Raw genomic sequence first — 15498 nt, 5'->3', positions numbered from 1 at the left:
AGAATTAACGCGTAACCGTATTGCGCAAATTCCCAGTCCCACCCCCAAAGACCAAACTCCCCTCCGGCACCCGCGCCGGAGGGTATCATAGGGCATCATTAAGAATGAGTATAACAGATGACCCTGGAAAGTCAACCTCGCGGGGTCAGGTATCAACTTTTCACTGTTTTTATCAACTCTGCGACAACCGGCCTGGTTACTGGCTTTTGCAGCCGGAAGGAAGTGAGCAGGAGGAGGGAGCGGGGAACTGGTTGGGGATGCTGCCGGGTGTCAGGCTTTGTCCGGCTCGGGGACGTGTTGTCCCAGTTTCGTGACAGCTTTGCCCTTCCAGCCGCCGTATGACCAGTAGGCGCGGCTGAGAATCATGCTGAGAACGGAGCTCGTGGCCATGGCGATCCAAATGCCGCGTTCGGCCAGCGCAGGTTGCCGCGAGAGGAACCAGGCCAGCGGTACGCGCACCAGCCAGAGGGTGAAAAGAGTGATGAACATCGGTACTACCGTATCGCCGGCCCCGCGCAGCGCGCCGTTGGTGACCCACATCCAGCCGAAGGGCACGTAGGAGAGGGCCAGGATGCGCAGGCACTGCGTGCCGGTGGCCAGCACGGCCCGGTCCGTGGTGAAGATGCCGAGTAACTCTTGCGGGAAGAAAAAGATGAACACGCTCAAGACGCCGGTAATGACGGTGGCCAGCACGGTGCCCCACCATACCACCTGGCGCACCCGCTCCTCTTGGCCGGCGCCGATGTTTTGTCCGGTGAGCGCCGAGGTGGCCAAGCCGAGCGACATGGACGGCATGAAAGTAAAGGCATCGATTTTAGAGGCGGCGCCCCAGGCGGCCACCACCATGGGGCCGAAGGTGTTGATGACTCCCATGATTACCGTGTTGCCTAAGGCGACAATGGTCTGCTGCAGTCCGGCTGGGAGACCGACCCGGATGGTCAGGCGGGTGAGAGCCGGGTCGAACTTGAGCTCCTTCAGGTTCAGGGCGACGAGGTGGCTGGTACGGTTAAGAAAGCGAATCGCCAACCAGAAAGAAATGGCCTGGGAGATGATTGTGGCTAGGGCTGCACCTTGGATTCCCATCCGGGGGAAGGGCCGGACGCCGAAGATCATGAGGGGATCAAGGATAATGTTTATCCCGGTGGAATAGAAGAGAAAACGAAGCGGCGTACGCGAATCCCCGAGGCCGCGTAGAATGGCGCTGATGGCGTTGTAACCGAACATGAAGACGAGGCCGATGAAGATGACGTTCAAATAGCTCGAAGCCTGGTCCATGAGGTCGGGCGGGGTTTGAATGAGACGGAGAATAGGACGGTGCAGAAGGACACCGATGATGCTCATAATGACAGCCAACACGAAGAGCAGGAGGAAGGAGTTGTGAACAGTCCTCCGCACCTGGACGGTGTCCTTGGCCCCGAAGTACTGGGCAACGAGTACCGTGGTGCCCATGGTGATCCCCATAACAAAAGAAATCAGGATAAAAAGCACCGGGAAACTGACAGAGACAGCCCCCAAGGCCTGCGGCCCAAGGAAGCGGCCCACCCAAAACGTGTCCACTGTGTTATAAAGGGTTTGCAGGAGGTTACCGACAAGAAGCGGCCAGGAAAAAAGCAGCAGGTGCCGCGGGATGCTCCCCCGGGTAAAATCGCTGGCCAGTCCGTGTGTTTGAGCTTGACTCATTGTATCACCTCTTAATCAGAGGTAATTATAAAGGTAAAAGGTTAGGATGTCAAAGCATTTTCGAGCGGGTCTCTTTACGGAAAACCGCAATAAACTGGTAGCAGGGTCTGAACCGAGATTTAACACCGGGGAGGTGGTTGTTGTGCCGCGGATTTTTCTTGATCCCGGCCACTAGACGGCGGGCGGGACCCAGGTGCGGAAGGCAATGGTTTGGTTGAAAAGACGCTCAATCTGGCCCTGGCGTTGAAACTTGGCGCGGAGCTGCGCCGGGCCGGGCAGGAGGTGCTTTTGTCGCGGGAGGCCGATGTCGAGGTTCCGCTGAAGCAGCGCCTTGACCTGGCGCGGCGGGCGGGAACGGCGGCTTTCGTCTCGCTGCATCACAACTCGGCCTCTTCTCCGCTTGCCGCCGGCGTCGAGACCTACCATCAGGCCCGGCGCGCCGAAAGCCGCCGCCTGGCCGGACTGCTGCAGGGCGCCTTGGTGGAGGCCACCGGCCTGGCCGACCGGGGGATCAAGGTCCGGCTGCGCGAGGACGGCCAGGATTACTATTACGTTCTCAGGGAAGCCCCCATGGCGGCGGTGATCTGCGAGGTGGGTTTTCTCACCAGCCCGGCCGATGCCAAGCGCCTGGCCCTGCCGGCCTTCCAGGACGAGGCGGCCCGGGCGTTGGCCGGCGCCCTGGTCCGCTTCATCGCCCCTGCCGCGCCGGGACCTTTTCCCGATGTTCCCGCCGACCACTGGGCCGCAGCGGCGGTGGGCTGGGCGGCGCGCACCGGCATCCTGAAAGGGTATCCCGACGGCCGCTTTCACGGCCCGGAACCGGCGACGCGCTTCGAGCTGGCCGCCGCCCTTTACCGTCTCTACTCAAGCCAGAACCTGCCGGATGACCAGCATCAAGGCAAAACCGGCGAGAAAGCCGAGGGTTGAGAGCCGTTCAAAGCCATGGCCATGGCTGTCCGGTATGAGGGTGTCCGAAACCACGTAGAACATGGCCCCGGCGGCAAAGGCCAGAAAGAAGCCGAGAATGCCGCGCAGCGCCTCCACGAGGAGCATTCCCGCCAGCGCCGCCACCGGCTCCGCCATGCCGGTGGCCAGGGCCAGGCCCACCGCCCTGGGACCCGAAGCCCCCTGCTCCCGCAGCGGTAGGGCGGCCAGCAGGCCCTCCGGTGCGTTCTGGATGCCGATGGCCAGCGTCAGAATAAGTCCCACCTGGTCTTCACCCGAGGCCAGACCCACGCCCATGGTCAGCCCTTCCGGTAGGTTGTGCAAGATAATCGCCGCCAGGACCAGCAGCGGCTGCTGTGGGCCCGGGGCGGCGTTTTTTTGCGGCGCGCGCGAGTGACGGTGGGGAAGCAGTACGTCCAAAAGGGCCAACAGGCCGGCTCCCGCCCCCAGCCCGAAGAGCACCTGCCCCAGGCCGCCCTTAGCCACCGCCGGAGGGATGAGGGAGAGGGTGGCCGCGCCGATCATCATCCCGCCGGCGAAGCCCAGCAGGCCGTCCTGAACCCACAGCGGGACACGCCGCAGCCAAAGGAGCGGGAGGGCGCCCAGCCCCGCCGCTGCGCCCGCCGCCAGAGCCGCGAGAAAGCTGTGCCGGAGGATCATGGTGCTTCACTTCTTATCTTTCCTGGCTGTTCAGCGGATAGAAAGGGCGTCCACCAGTACGCAGCGACGCCTGCGGGTGAAGGTGCGCGCCGAGGTGAGGCCTTCGCCTGTGGGCCCGGCGATCGTGAAAGTGGTGAACCCTTCGCCGCCCACCCCGATGCCGGCGTACGACGGCCCGTTCTTGACGAAAATGGTGGTCTTGATGGCCTTTGCCAGGTAGGTGAGGTGATCGATGTTCTTGGAATGCATCACCGCCGTGTGGCGGTTGGCGTGTTCCACCTCGACGGCGAAATCCATGGCTTCTTGGATTTTGTCGATGCGTACAATGGGCAGGAGCGGCATCATCAGCTCCTCCTGGACAAAGGGGTGGTCCCGTTCCACCTCCATGATCAGGCAGGGCACGTCCCGGGCGGGCGGTTCAATCCCCGCATCGCGCAGGAACACCTTGGCGTCGCGCCCTACATACTTGCGGTTCAGCTTTCCGTCAGGGGTAAAGGCCAGCTTCACCAGGCGGTCGATCACCTTCGGGTCCTTAATGCGGTACGCGCCGGCTTTTTCCATGTTGAAGATGAGGTAGTCGGCCACGTTGCTGAGCACCACCACTTCTTTTTCCGCGATGCAGGGCAGGTTATTGTCGAAAGCGGCCCCGGCCACAATGTGCTCGGCCGCCGCCTCGATATCCGCCGTGTCGTCCACCACCGCCGGCGGGTTGCCGGCACCGGCCCCGATGGCTTTCTTGCCGGAGGAGAGCACGGCCTTCACCACGCCCGGCCCGCCTGTAGCCACCAGGAGGTTCACGTCCGGGTGGCGCATCAGGGCGCCGGAGTTCTCCAAGCTGGGTTCAGCCAGCGCGCAAATGGCGTAGCGCGGGCCACCGGCCTCCTGCACGGCCTGGTTCATCAGGGCCGCCGCCTTGAGCGAAGTGCGCTTCGCCCCGGGGTGGGGGCTGAAGACCACCGTGTTGCCGGCGGCGATCATGCCGATGCTGTTGCAGATGACTGTTTCCGTGGGATTGGTTGACGGGGTGACGGCGCCGATGACGCCGAAGGGGGACATTTCAAGGAGCGTCAGGCCGTCGTCCCCGGACCAGGCCTCGGTGGCCAGGTCTTCCACCCCCGGCGTTTTTTCCACCACCAGGCGGTTCTTAATGATCTTGTGCTCCACCCGGCCCATGCCGGTTTCCTCCACCGCCAGGCGCGCCAGTTCCTCAATGTGCGCGCCGGCCGCCCGGCGCATGGCCGCCACCATGGCCGCCCGCTCGGCCATACTGGCTTTGAGCATCTCCTTTTCCGCCTCGCGGGCGGCGCACACGGCATCCTCCACACGGGCAAAGATGCCGTTTTCGCCGTCGCCGGCCGGCGACGCTCCCTGTTCCTGCGCCCGAAGGCGCGTCACCACCTGGCGCACAATCTCTTCCACCGGAAGAGAACGGTCCAGCATTGAGCTTCCTCCTTTCTGGCTGACGGAAGCGACAATTGGGAGACATGGTGCCTGCTGTCGAAAGATATGAGGACCATAGGGAGTTTCCCGCTGGGCGCGTTACGACCGCTTTCCCTGGGCGTAGGAGAGCACCAGGCCCGTGGCCACGGCGTTGCGCGGCCCCTCGCTGCCGCGGATGTTCCCCTGCCCGGCGACAATGCCGTACTCCGCCAGCCGGTCGGTGATAAAGCGCGACACCTCGTAATCCAGCGACGAGCCGCCCACCAGCACCACAAAGTCGATGTCGCGGATGTTGCCGGTGGGCGAAACCTGCCCCAGGGCCCGCACCGCGTTTTCCACAAAGACCTTGCGCTTGGCCTCGCGGCGCACCGCCCGTACCTTGTCCAGGCTGAGGTCCCCCGGCAAGGGCAGCATCTCACCTTCTTTAAGTACCACCACCCGGGCGTAGAGGTGCGGGTCGAGCGGTTCGGCAAAGAACTCCACGCTCTGGTCTTCGTGCCGGATGTGAAAGAGGCTCTCCACCTTGGCCAGGGGGTACTTCTTGATGTCCTCGGCCAGGTCCAGGTCCTCCAGACCCAGCTCGGAGCCGATGAGCAGGGTGACCATGTTGCCGGCCCCGGCCAGGTGGGTCGAGACGGTGCGGCCCTCCCGGCTGATCAGGGCGGCATCGGTGGAGCCGGCGCCCAGGTCCAGGATGGCCAGGGGCTTGGCTGTTCCCGGGGTGGTGAGGGCACCCAGCACGGCCATGTTGGCCTCCACGCCGCCCACCTCCACCTTAATGCCCGTCTGTTCACCCAGGAGCGCGGCGATGCGCTCCATCTGCAGGCGGTCGGCCTTCACCATGGCCGCCAGCCCCACGGCATTTTCCAGAGAAAACTCGCCCGCCAGGCCGCCGCGCACCGTCTGGGGCACAAAGGTGTCCACCGCCAGGAGGTCCTGGATACGGATCGCGCCGGCCTCCTGGCCGGTAAGGTTGGCCATCACCTGGCGTACCCGCTCCAGCATGCCGCCGGCGTTGGTCCCGGCCTCGCCGCGCACGTCCAAAAGCGGCGCGGCCTCGCGCACGGCGGCCATGATCTTTTCGGCGCCGGCGTCCACGTCCACGGCGGCGCGCCGCTTTTCGCCCACCAAAATGAGCTTGCCGGCCGGGATGCGGCGCTCCTTCACGTCTCCGGCGGGGGTGCGGATGACCACCGCCGAGCGGTTGCCGATGAGCGCCCGCGCCACCGGGATTACGGCCTTGGTCTCTTCCGGCGACAGGCCAAAGACCGTGGCGATGCCGTACGGGTTGGAGAGTGTTTGGATGACGCCGCCCGGTGCCGCTACCTCGATGGCGGCCGGCATGCCGAGCGGCACCTTGTCGATGAGCCGCACCTCGTCCACCACAGGCAGGGGGCGGGGGAGACGGTGGGCGATGAGCACGCCGTCGTCCCCCTGGGCGATGGCCCCCGTTACCTCTACGCCGCGCTCCAGGGCGGCGGTGAGGGCCTGCGCGGCGGCGGCGAAGTCCCAACTGGCCGGGATAATGGGGAGAACTTTCTGCCCGGGCGGGGTCTTTTCCAGCTCCTCGATGCGGCAGGTGGTGCCGACGCCCAGCCCCAGGCCGCCGGGGGTGGAGGGGTTATGCCCGATCATGGTGGACTCGGTGATGATAGTTTCGGTGATGGTCTCCATGGCCACGTCACCGATCACCGGCGCAGCCTCATTGATGCGCGCGAGGTCCAGGTCGGCAAGTTCCAGGTCCGCTTTCGCCAGCGCCTGGCGCAGGGAGGCCATGATGCCGCTCAGGTTTTCCTTGGTTCCCTTGATGCCGGTGGTTTTCGTGATGCCGCTGGCGAGAAAGTCGGCCCGGCCGTTTCCTACGCGCGCCAGCGCCGTTTCGGTGGTGGCGTTGCCCACGTCCACCCCGGCTACCAGTTGCACGCTACCACCCCGCTTCCAGATTTGCCCGGCGCTCCCCGGCGCGGGGCGCTCAGGCGCTGCGCAGCCGGCCGCGCCGCTCGTAGACGTCGGCCGCCTCCCGCACCAGGTCGGCGTTCATCTTGGCGCCGTACTTTTGATCCAGCTCGTCGGCAATGGCCAAGAGCTCGGCCTTGGTGGAGCGGTAGGGACGCAAGGCGCTGTAGATCTCCAGGATGCGTTCGTCCGGGACCTTGGTGAGCTCAGCCGCACGCCTGAGGTTGCGGGCGAACTGGGGCCGACCCGCTTTTTCGGCGATTTCTGCCTGGAGGTAGAGTGTTTCCGCGGTAATGCGCACGTCCTGCGGAGTGATTTCGCCGCGCTTGACTTTCTCCAGGGTAATGTCCCCCAGCGTCTTGCCGGTGGGGGTCTTAACGAGCTCCGGCCGGCGGGCGGCCAGGGGGTAGTCGGCCTTGGGGTCAAGGCCGCGGGCAGGGGCGGGGGCGCCGGCTGCCGGGGCGGGGCACGCTGCCGGTCCCGCCGCGCCGCCCGAGCCCAGGGACCGCAGAACCTCGCGCACGACCTGCTCGATGGTGCGTTCGTCCATGCCAATTCCTCCTTAGCTAAAGCTCACGGCCAGCTCCACCGGCTTGGCGCCGGGAGTGACGTACTGCGTCTCCTTGATGTGCAGCACCGCTGCCTTGGCCTGGTACTTGGGCCGGGCCATCTGGTCGTTCTTCGTGGGCACCGGGTCCGGCGAGAGCCCCTTGGCGTAGCGGGCGGCATTGCGCCCGATCGCGCGGTACGTGCCCGCGTCAAGCAGCGGTGCCTGCGGGAAAAGCTCCAGGTTGCTCAGGGGTTCCAGGTCCTTCTGGTGGATTACCGTGGTGCCGCGCGATTGGATCCCGATGCCCACGCCCGAGCCCGAGAGCTTGGCGGCCGTGTGGGCGATAAAGGCCACGTCCGAGGTGTGCCGCACGCGGATCACCCGGGCGGAAAGCCCCTCTTCCTCAATTCCCGCGATGAGCTCGCGCAGCACCACAGCGTGGGGGATGTCTACGATGGTCTTGGTCAGGGTGGCGCCGAAGGCCGGCGCCAGCCCGATGACCACCTCGTCGGCCTTGGTGCCTTTGGCCGCCTCGCCCTTTTCCGTGAGGACCAGGCCGCTCACCGCCGTCGCCGGTCCCGGCCCGGCACCCGGGGCTACTGCCGCCGTGCCCCGCCCCAGCCCGGCCAACACTTCTTCTACAACCTGCCGTACCATCTGTTCACTGAGCTGCACATACCTCACCCCTTCCTAGAAGTCTGCCGGCCGAAGGGCCGTCGGGATGTCGGCGATTTCCGCCCAGCGCTCCGGCGAGATGCGGTAGCCGGTGCCGGGGCCCTGGTAATCGTTGGGGTCGTTGACGGCGCTCTTCACCGTGAAGGCGGCATCGATGATGGAGGAGGTGTGTAAGTAATCGCCGGAGACGCGCTGGCGCAGCATGCCGAGCACATTTTGTGCCACGTCCTCAAACCCGCCGGTCGCCAGGGCCTTGACGATGTCGAGACCGGTGACGCCCCGCTTCATCATCTCTTCGGCCGCCTTCAGGTCCTCCACCACGTTGCGCTTGGGCATGTCGGCGCTGCCGTGGGCGTAGGTGGCGGCCTCCACCTCTTCATCGCTGATGGGCGGCAGGTCGAGGCCCCGAAAGACGGCCTGCAGCGCGCGTGCCGCCTTGTTGCGCACCTTGATGACGTCCTCCTCGCGCACCGGCCTTAGGCCGCCGTCCACCATGAGGTCGCGCTGCAGTACCAGGTAGTCGTCGTAGTCCTCGGCGTCGAAGTTGGAGCCGGCGAACATGTTGTCGTAGTTGGGCACGGCGCTGTACCCCGAGAAGATGAAGTCGGTGCCGGGCAGGAACTGCATCATGGTACGGGCCGTCCGGCGGATGTCGGAGTGGCTGAAGGTCTGGTCGTTGCCGGAAGCCACCTCGAGATCGAGCATGGTGGTGATGAGGTTCTCCGCCAGCACCGCGCGGATGCCGCCGGGCACGGCGCCCGGGATGCCGATGCAGCTGATGGAGCCGTTCTGCAGCCCCTGCACGCCGGCGCCTTTAGTCACGTAGATGCAGCGCGCCTCCAGGTAAAGCATGGACTTGCCCTCGGCGTAGCCCATCTGCACCTCGGAACCGGTGCCGGAGGTGAAACGCATCTTAAGCCCCCGGGAGGCGTAGGCCGAGGCCAGGAAGGCCTTGGACCAGGGGGTGTCGTCGCCGTCGATGAACACGTTCTCGGTGCCGTACACGGAGATGGTCTCAGCATACGAGGTGAAGCCGCGCATGCCGAGCCTCAGCTCCGTGGCTTCCTCCAGCGCGCACTGAGTGAGCACGCCGCCGCGCCCGGTCTGGGAGCCCACCAGGAGCGCCAGGGCGTTAAAGGGCGCGTAGCGCACCACGCCCACGGTGGTCTCCATTTCGTCAAAACCGCGGATGGCGGCCTCGGCCGCGTCGGCGGCGATCTGCACCGGGTTGTCGGTTAGGCTGGTGACGTGGCACTGGATGTCCGGCGTCTTGCGGCAGCGCATTTTCTGAAGCGCCATCATCATCTCCACCACGTTCATGAACCCGACCACTTCGCAGATCTTCGCCGGGGTCATGGCCGTGGTGAGCTTGACGATCTCCGCGCGCGGCACGTTGACGTCCACGATCCTCTTGGCCAGCTCGCGCGAGTCGCCCTGCACCACCTGCGGCGCCAGCTCCAGGTTGAGGGCGTGGTCGGCGATGAACTGGTCCAGCATGTCAAACTGGGCCCGGGGCTTGCCGTCCAGCTCCACTACGCGGCCGCCTTCGATCTTGATGCTGGGCTTGGGGTCGTTGGGGCCGCTCATGGCCACCAGGCCCACTTCCGGCCATTCCTGGACGAAACCGTCCTGGTTGACCGGTTTCTGCGCCAGGATTTCAAAGCGCTTGGACCGCTTCATTCCCTTTCCTCCTTTAGCGTGCTAAGCGGGCCGGCCCGGCCTAAATATAGGGCTTGCCGGTCACGGAAGTGGGTGCCGCGCCCAGGGTGGAGAGGAGCTTCAAGCCCACCGTGCGGGCGGCGATGAGGGCCTGCCGCACCGCGCCCGAGTCCCCGCTCATAAAGAGGATCACCTCGTTGGTGAAACTGGTTCCCTTGGCCGGGCTGGCCACCCCCAGCACTTCCACCGTGGCGGCCTTTACGGCCGTATCGGCCATCACCACGCCGATGACGGCCGGTGCGCCCACAGTGAGCCCAAAGGCCTTGCCCATGGGGGCCTTGAAGGCCTTGTTGGCGGCGATGGAGGCGCGGGCGGTGTACTGAAACTCCAGGTGCCCGGCGTCGTTGACGTAGACATCGCCGAAGGTCCGGTCGAGCTCGCGCAGGGCTACCTCCACAGCCCGGCGGGCGTCACTCACTTCCTCGGCCCCAAAGATGATCAGACTGCCGTGGCCGGCGCCGCCCTTGGTGTCGCGCGGCAGCTCAATGGCCACGATGTCGGTGTTGGTGGCCTTGACGGCTTCGTCGGCCGCCAGGATCTGGGGGCCGGCCCCGGTGCGGCCGCCGAAGATGCCGATGGAGCGGTACTTCGGGTCAAGCCCCATTTTCTCGTGGATGGACTGGTCGACGTTGGCGATGACCAGTCCGATGGTGTCACCCAAGCCGGTGCCTACAAACTCCGTGAGCCCGCGGCCGCCGCCACCTGCGGCCGCGGCCGTGCTCGCCGCCGCTGCGGAACCGTCGCCGCCGGCCCGCCGCAGCACTTCCTGGACGATCTTATCAACCAGCTGCTCTTCCATGCTTTACACCTCCAGACGTCTTCGGGGTTAAACCTGGGGGAGGATTTTCTCCGTGTCCGCGTGCGGGCGCGGGATGACGTGGACGGAGACCAGCTCGCCCACCTTTTGCGCCGCCGCCGCGCCGGCGTCGGTGGCGGCCTTCACGGCTCCCACATCACCGCGCACCATCACCGTAACCAGCCCGGCACCAATCTTTTCATACCCCATCAGGGACACATTGGCTGCTTTGACCATAGCATCCGCCGCCTCGATGGCGGCCACCAGCCCCTTGGTTTCCACCAGCCCCAACGCTTCCAGAGCCATGCTCATCCTCCTTTGCTAAGACAAAAGCAGTACAGCTAAAGTGTTACAGGCGGCTATGGCCACGGCGGGCGGGTCAATGTGGCTCTTACCCCAGTTGTAAAAAAGGCGGGCCGCCAGTTCCCCGATGAGGGCGCCCAGCACGCCCCAAAGAGCACCGATGAGGAGATTGCCCGTCATGCTGGCCGCCACCGCCGCCGGCAGTGCAATGTGATGTCCCACCGGCGCACCGCCCGGGGTGATGAGGAAAATCAGCCAGGCGGCGGCGATGCCGAAGCCGATGACCGGGCTGCCCGTGAACAGGGTGGCCGAGGCCGAAGCTGCGCCGAGGCCGAAACCCAGCACCACAAGCTGGGTCAAATCCTTCTGGTACGGCAGCCACACCGCCCTCTCCGTCACCACAAAGCGTCCCCCGAGGTTGCCGGGCGTGGCTTCCTTGGCCAGTTCCGGGGAAAGAGTGCCGAAGGGGCCTTCGGCGAGGAAGGCCCAGCGGGCCAGGATACCCGAGAGGGCCACCGTGAAGGCCACGGTGTCGGTTTTGAGGCCGATGGCGGCGAACCAAGTTTGGAGCAGGTACCCTAGTACGCCGAATACCCCACCCACCGCCAGCACGCCCGGGTCATTGAGCTTGGCAAGCGGCGTGATGATGTCTTTCCCAGTGGCAAGGAGCCCTTTGCGCGCTGCGTAAGCCGCGGCGGCCACGCCTCCAGCGAAAGCGATGTGCGGGCCGACGAAGGGACCAAAGGCCACCTGGTTGAGGACGGCTCGGGCCGCGGTCAGGTCCTTGAAAAAGCCCGCCGCTACCCCGGCCAGGACCACCAGACCGGTGATGATAAAGGCCGGCAGCCCGCCGATGGCCGCGCCGAATACTCCACCGCCGAAGGACGCGACAACTCCTGCGAGGGTATACATTAAATCCCCCCTCTCACAAATGTGAGGCTGACGTCCGTGCCTTCTCTCTTTTCGCGCCGGTCTCGCCGATCCCCCCTTGTTTGCGGAGTGGATGTGGCACGTCGCGTGTAGTTTATCCTCGGGGGCGGCAGCTTATTAGCCGCCGGCCCAGGTTTCGGCGCGGCTCGACAGGGACAAGGGTAGATAATATAATGAAGCTAACAAGAAAAGGGGGCGGGAAGGCATGCGCTGTCCCTTTTGCGGCGAGCCGGACACCAAGGTCTTAGACTCGCGCCCGGCCGAAGCCGGGTCCGTCATCCGCCGGCGGCGCGAGTGTGGCGGCTGCGGGCGGCGCTTCACCACCTATGAGCGCGTGGAAGAGCAGCCGCTTTTTGTCGTCAAACGCGACGGGCGCCGCGAGCGTTTCGACCGGCAGAAGATCCTCACCGGCCTGGTAAAGGCCTGCGAGAAGCGGCCGGTTCCCCTGGCCACCCTGGAGGCGCTGGCCGAGGGAGTGGAGCGAGATGTACGCAATACTCTCCTAGAGGAAGTGCCTTCCACCACCATCGGGGACCTGGTGATGGCAAGGCTGCGTAAGCTGGACGAGGTGGCCTACGTGCGCTTTGCTTCTGTATACCGGCGCTTTACCGATGTCGAGCGCTTTCGCGAAGAGCTGGAGTCGCTTCTCGGCCGGCAAAAAAAGGAAGGCGACTAGCGGCCCAATGCGGGAAAGCGCGGTCCTGTCCACGTGCCCCTCCCTGCGGCTGCTGCATATGCTGCTTTCAGGGGGGAGCGCGGTGGAGCAGCGTTACTATAAATTTGACCACAGTTCCTTCGCCCGCCAGGGCATCATCATCCTGGCTGCCGACAAGTTTCCCGAAGCCCGCTTGCTGCTGCCGCCGCCCCGGGGGCAGGGGCTGGGGGATGCGCTTGCCGCAGGGACGGCCGCGGCCGACGGAAAACTCGGCGTTTTCTTTCACTTTCACCACCCCTTCAAGCACCGGGGGTTTGCCGGCTGCCGGCCTAGTTCGGCGGAGGTGGCCGCCTTTCAGTTTAGCCGCGCCCGCCGCTTCTGGAAGCGCGGGAAGAAAAAAGCCGCCCTGTACCGTTTGGGGCTGGTGCTGCACTTGTTGCAGGATGCTTGTGTACCCCAGCACGCCGGGCTGATGGGGGCCTTTATGCCGCTCGGGCTCGATCCATACGGCCACGCGGCGTACGAGGCCTGGCTGCGCGAGGAGGAACGCTGGCAAAAGTTCAGCGTCACCTCCGGCGGCGAGTACACCTGGCAGGGGAGCCACGCGCACCCCAAGTACGGTACCCACTTTACCACCTCGGCCCGGGTTTACGACTGGATCGACGATGCGGCTGCCACCTCGTACCGCCTGTTGCCCCGGATTGATCGTAGCGTTAATCCCCACTACCGGGAAAACTGGCCTGAGGTGGCGCACCTGCTCATTCCTTACACCCTGCGCCGGACCGCCGGGCTGATCCATCGCTTTTTCGAGGCGGTGGCGGACGGCACGAAAAGCCAAAAAGCGTAGCTCCCGGCCGCATAAGACCAGTCGCCAGGCCGGCTTAGAAGAAAGCGCCGGCTCTTTTTGCCAACGGGAAAAAAGATCAAGGGCCCGCTCAGCAGGCCCTTGATTTCGACACGTTACTTTTAAAAGTTGATACCTGACCCCAGGTAGAGGCGGGCCACTTCTTCGCGCGTGGCTTGGCGCGGGTTGGTGAGGGCGCAGCGGTCGTGCAGGGCTTCCTCGGCGAGGGAGAGGAGGTCTTCTTCGCGCGCACCTACCTCGGAAAGGCGTTCCGGAAGCTTCAGGTCGTGCCGGAGCCGGACGATGGCTTCCACGGCCTGCCGGGCGGCGGCCTCGGCGGAGAGGCCGCGCACATCCCGTCCCAGGGCGGCCGCAATTTCGGCATACCGTTCCGGTACCAGCGAGAGGTTAAAGGCGCACACCTGGGGCAGAAGGAGCGAGCAGCACACGCCGTGGTGGATGTGGTAACGGGCGCCCAGCGGATGAGCCATGGCATGGACATAGCCTACCCCGGCGTTGTTGAAGGCCATGCCCGCCAAAAGCTGTGCCTCCATCATAGCGGTACGGGCGGCCATGTCGTTGCCTTGGGCGAAAGCCTGACGGAGGTTATGCCCGATCAGGCGGACGGCTTTAAGGGCGAGAGCGTCGGAAAGCGGGCTGGCGTTGGGCGAAACATAGGCCTCCACGGCGTGGGCCAGGGCGTCCATGCCTGTGGCGGCGGTCATTTTCGGGGGCATGGTGGCGGTGAGTTCCGGGTCATCCAGGGCTAGGCGGGCCATGAGATGACGGTTGACGATCACCATCTTTTCCTTGGCCACCGGGTCGGTGATGACCACAAACTGCGTGGCCTCGCTCCCGGTACCGGCCGTGGTGGGAATGGCGATAAAGGGCAGCCCGCCGGCACCGGGAGCGGCAGGTCTGCGCATGGCTTGGGGTACGTCGTCGGGAAAGGCGGCGCCTATGTAGGCCACTGTCTTGCCGCAGTCCAGCGCGCTGCCGCCGCCGATGCCCACCACGGCATCACACCCGTTCTCCTTAAGAAGCTTAATGCCACCCGCCACGTTACCGGTGGTCGGATCGGGGTTGACGCCCGAGTAGATCACGCTTTCTACCCCGGCCTGCCTCAGGTTGTCCTGGATGCGGCCGGCGAGCCCCATTTCCACCAGGAACCTGTCGGTCACGATAAGCACTTTGCGGCAACCGAGGCCGGCCACCTCCTGACCGACCGACCGCGCGACACCTGGCCTGAGGAGAACCACCGGCGGCAAAACGTATTCAGCCATTTCTGTCCCTCCATTGCTGTGTTAGCCATGAACCCGGCGGAACACTTCCTGCCGGGTTTTCGCCCTGCCGGCGCAGAATCCTTGTCAATCATTTGTCATGTAGCGATCGATTTTTGCCGCTTGGCGCCTTATGTAGGGCGCCGGACGGCGCCCGGGGTGCTCCTTAGAACTGTTTCTTGGCGTGCGCCTTGGCCGTAGGCGACATCTTGTAGGCGGGTTCCTGGGCTTCCACGTAGTTGGTCCGCGTCTTGAGGCCTTGGACGATCTGGTCCAGCTGCCGGGCGTAGGCGTCAAATTGCTGCTTGGCACTCTGGTCCTGCGTGTCCAGGGCGAAACTCTTCAGACTGCCCACGGCGCCTTCCAGGCTGGCCACGGTTTGGTGGAGTTTCTGGCCTACGGTCATACGAGCACCCTCCTTAAGAATTTTTGGGGACCAAGAGTATTTTGCCCGCAGGTGTGCCGAGATATAGCCGCAGCTTCTGCCTCCCGGGCATAAACCTGCCAGGTCGGCGCAGACTAAAAGCGAGGTGCATGACATGAATGACAAGAGGAAGGCCGAGGCGAAGGTGGTAAAAAATAACGATGACGATGACGAGGCCAGGACCGAAGGCATTTTTGAAGAAGAACTGCAGGATGAGGGAGGCCGTTCGGCGCGCGGCGCGCCTGCTCGTTCCGGCCCGCCGGGAAAAAGAACCCGGCTCAAAACCAAAAAACCCGGCTGAGGGTGAAGAGCCCTCAGCCGGGTTTTTTGCTAAACGGACTGAACTTCCTTGACCTCTGGAACCTCTTCCTTGAGGGTTTGCTCGATACCCTGCTTCAGGGTCATAAGGGCGAACGGGCAGCCGCCGCAGGTTCCCGTAAGGCGCACTTTGACAACCCCGGTGGCTTCGTCAGCGGCCACCAGTTCCACGTCGCCGCCGTCGGCCTGGAGGGCCGGGCGGATCTTGGCCAGGGCCTGCTCAACCTTCTCTTTCAATCCCTAGTCACCTCTTTTCGGCTTTTTGACGTGCCTCGTCTCATTATACCACGCGCGGTAAGGGGGATACAACGCACCGCACTCTT

Annotated in this window: 17 protein-coding genes and 1 pseudogene; 5 read left to right on the top strand and 13 right to left on the bottom strand. The window is 64.8% G+C overall.

The features are described from left to right. Positions 1 to 270: 270 nt before the first annotated feature. Positions 271 to 1680 (bottom strand): MATE family efflux transporter, encoded by a 1410-nt coding sequence (locus K5554_RS12370; RefSeq protein ID WP_221038765.1) that lies wholly within the window; start codon positions 1678 to 1680, stop codon positions 271 to 273. Between the two features lie 189 nt (positions 1681 to 1869). On the opposite strand from K5554_RS12370, the pseudogene K5554_RS14475 reads away from it, so the two are divergent. Further along, positions 1870 to 2349: pseudogene (locus K5554_RS14475) on the top strand (N-acetylmuramoyl-L-alanine amidase); the annotation flags it as partial. After that, positions 2347 to 2607: an S-layer homology domain-containing protein gene (locus K5554_RS14470; protein WP_255565625.1), complete on the top strand. Its 261-nt coding sequence runs from the start codon at positions 2347 to 2349 to the stop codon at positions 2605 to 2607. The pseudogene K5554_RS14475 and the gene K5554_RS14470, both read left to right, overlap by 3 nt. On the opposite strand, the gene K5554_RS12360 is transcribed toward K5554_RS14470, so the two are convergent. From K5554_RS12360 to K5554_RS12320, 9 genes are all read right to left on the bottom strand, one after another. Continuing rightward, positions 2545 to 3285: a ZIP family metal transporter gene (locus tag K5554_RS12360; protein WP_221038763.1), complete on the bottom strand. Its 741-nt coding sequence runs from the start codon at positions 3283 to 3285 to the stop codon at positions 2545 to 2547. The two genes, K5554_RS14470 and K5554_RS12360, sit on opposite strands and share 63 nt — an antisense overlap. A gap of 30 nt (positions 3286 to 3315) precedes the next feature. Further along, positions 3316 to 4725 (bottom strand): aldehyde dehydrogenase family protein, encoded by a 1410-nt coding sequence (locus K5554_RS12355; protein WP_221038762.1) that lies wholly within the window; start codon positions 4723 to 4725, stop codon positions 3316 to 3318. Positions 4726 to 4824: 99 nt separating this feature from the next. Next, positions 4825 to 6648, bottom strand: a complete 1824-nt coding sequence (locus tag K5554_RS12350; RefSeq protein ID WP_221038761.1) for a diol dehydratase reactivase subunit alpha — start codon at positions 6646 to 6648, stop codon at positions 4825 to 4827. Positions 6649 to 6697: 49 nt separating this feature from the next. After that, entirely contained in the window at positions 6698 to 7231 is a 534-nt protein-coding gene (locus K5554_RS12345; RefSeq protein ID WP_221038760.1) for a diol dehydratase small subunit, read from the bottom strand. A 12-nt stretch (positions 7232 to 7243) separates the two neighbouring features. After that, positions 7244 to 7906: a propanediol/glycerol family dehydratase medium subunit gene (locus tag K5554_RS12340; protein WP_221038759.1), complete on the bottom strand. Its 663-nt coding sequence runs from the start codon at positions 7904 to 7906 to the stop codon at positions 7244 to 7246. A 15-nt stretch (positions 7907 to 7921) separates the two neighbouring features. Further along, entirely contained in the window at positions 7922 to 9586 is a 1665-nt protein-coding gene (locus K5554_RS12335; RefSeq protein WP_221038758.1) for a propanediol/glycerol family dehydratase large subunit, read from the bottom strand. 40 nt (positions 9587 to 9626) lie between these two features. Next, positions 9627 to 10424 carry a propanediol utilization microcompartment protein PduB gene (pduB, locus tag K5554_RS12330; protein WP_221038757.1) on the bottom strand — a complete coding sequence of 266 codons (798 nt, stop codon included), beginning with the start codon at positions 10422 to 10424 and terminating at the stop codon, positions 9627 to 9629. A 27-nt stretch (positions 10425 to 10451) separates the two neighbouring features. Further along, positions 10452 to 10727: an ethanolamine utilization microcompartment protein EutM gene (eutM, locus tag K5554_RS12325; RefSeq protein WP_221038756.1), complete on the bottom strand. Its 276-nt coding sequence runs from the start codon at positions 10725 to 10727 to the stop codon at positions 10452 to 10454. A gap of 15 nt (positions 10728 to 10742) precedes the next feature. Then, entirely contained in the window at positions 10743 to 11636 is an 894-nt protein-coding gene (locus tag K5554_RS12320) for a hypothetical protein (protein WP_221038755.1), read from the bottom strand. 223 nt (positions 11637 to 11859) lie between these two features. Between K5554_RS12320 and nrdR the strand changes: the two genes are divergently transcribed. Together nrdR and K5554_RS12310 are read left to right on the top strand one after the other, a co-directional pair. Next, positions 11860 to 12330 (top strand): transcriptional regulator NrdR, encoded by a 471-nt coding sequence (gene nrdR / locus K5554_RS12315; RefSeq protein ID WP_221038754.1) that lies wholly within the window; start codon positions 11860 to 11862, stop codon positions 12328 to 12330. A gap of 82 nt (positions 12331 to 12412) precedes the next feature. After that, positions 12413 to 13156, top strand: coding sequence for a zinc dependent phospholipase C family protein (locus K5554_RS12310; RefSeq protein ID WP_221038753.1), 744 nt, complete (start codon positions 12413 to 12415; stop codon positions 13154 to 13156). A gap of 119 nt (positions 13157 to 13275) precedes the next feature. Here K5554_RS12310 and K5554_RS12305 read toward each other — a convergent pair whose 3' ends face one another. Both K5554_RS12305 and K5554_RS12300 read right to left on the bottom strand, forming a co-directional pair. After that, positions 13276 to 14436 carry an iron-containing alcohol dehydrogenase gene (locus K5554_RS12305; protein WP_221038752.1) on the bottom strand — a complete coding sequence of 387 codons (1161 nt, stop codon included), beginning with the start codon at positions 14434 to 14436 and terminating at the stop codon, positions 13276 to 13278. Between the two features lie 163 nt (positions 14437 to 14599). Next, a complete protein-coding gene (locus K5554_RS12300) occupies positions 14600 to 14839 on the bottom strand; it encodes a DUF1657 domain-containing protein (protein WP_221038751.1) in 240 nt (79 codons plus the stop codon). A 133-nt stretch (positions 14840 to 14972) separates the two neighbouring features. On the opposite strand from K5554_RS12300, the gene K5554_RS12295 reads away from it, so the two are divergent. Beyond that, positions 14973 to 15158, top strand: a complete 186-nt coding sequence (locus K5554_RS12295; RefSeq protein WP_221038750.1) for a hypothetical protein — start codon at positions 14973 to 14975, stop codon at positions 15156 to 15158. A gap of 29 nt (positions 15159 to 15187) precedes the next feature. Here the strand turns inward: K5554_RS12295 and K5554_RS12290 are convergent, their stop codons facing one another. Next, a complete protein-coding gene (locus tag K5554_RS12290; RefSeq protein ID WP_221038749.1) occupies positions 15188 to 15412 on the bottom strand; it encodes a NifU family protein in 225 nt (74 codons plus the stop codon). Positions 15413 to 15498 lie beyond the last annotated feature (86 nt).

It is taken from the genome of Gelria sp. Kuro-4 (assembly GCF_019668485.1).
In the GTDB taxonomy this organism is placed as follows: Bacteria; Bacillota; DTU030; order DUMP01; family DUMP01; genus DUMP01.
Note: the sequence above shows the minus strand (reverse complement) of the source record. Positions and strands in the feature narration are given on the sequence as shown.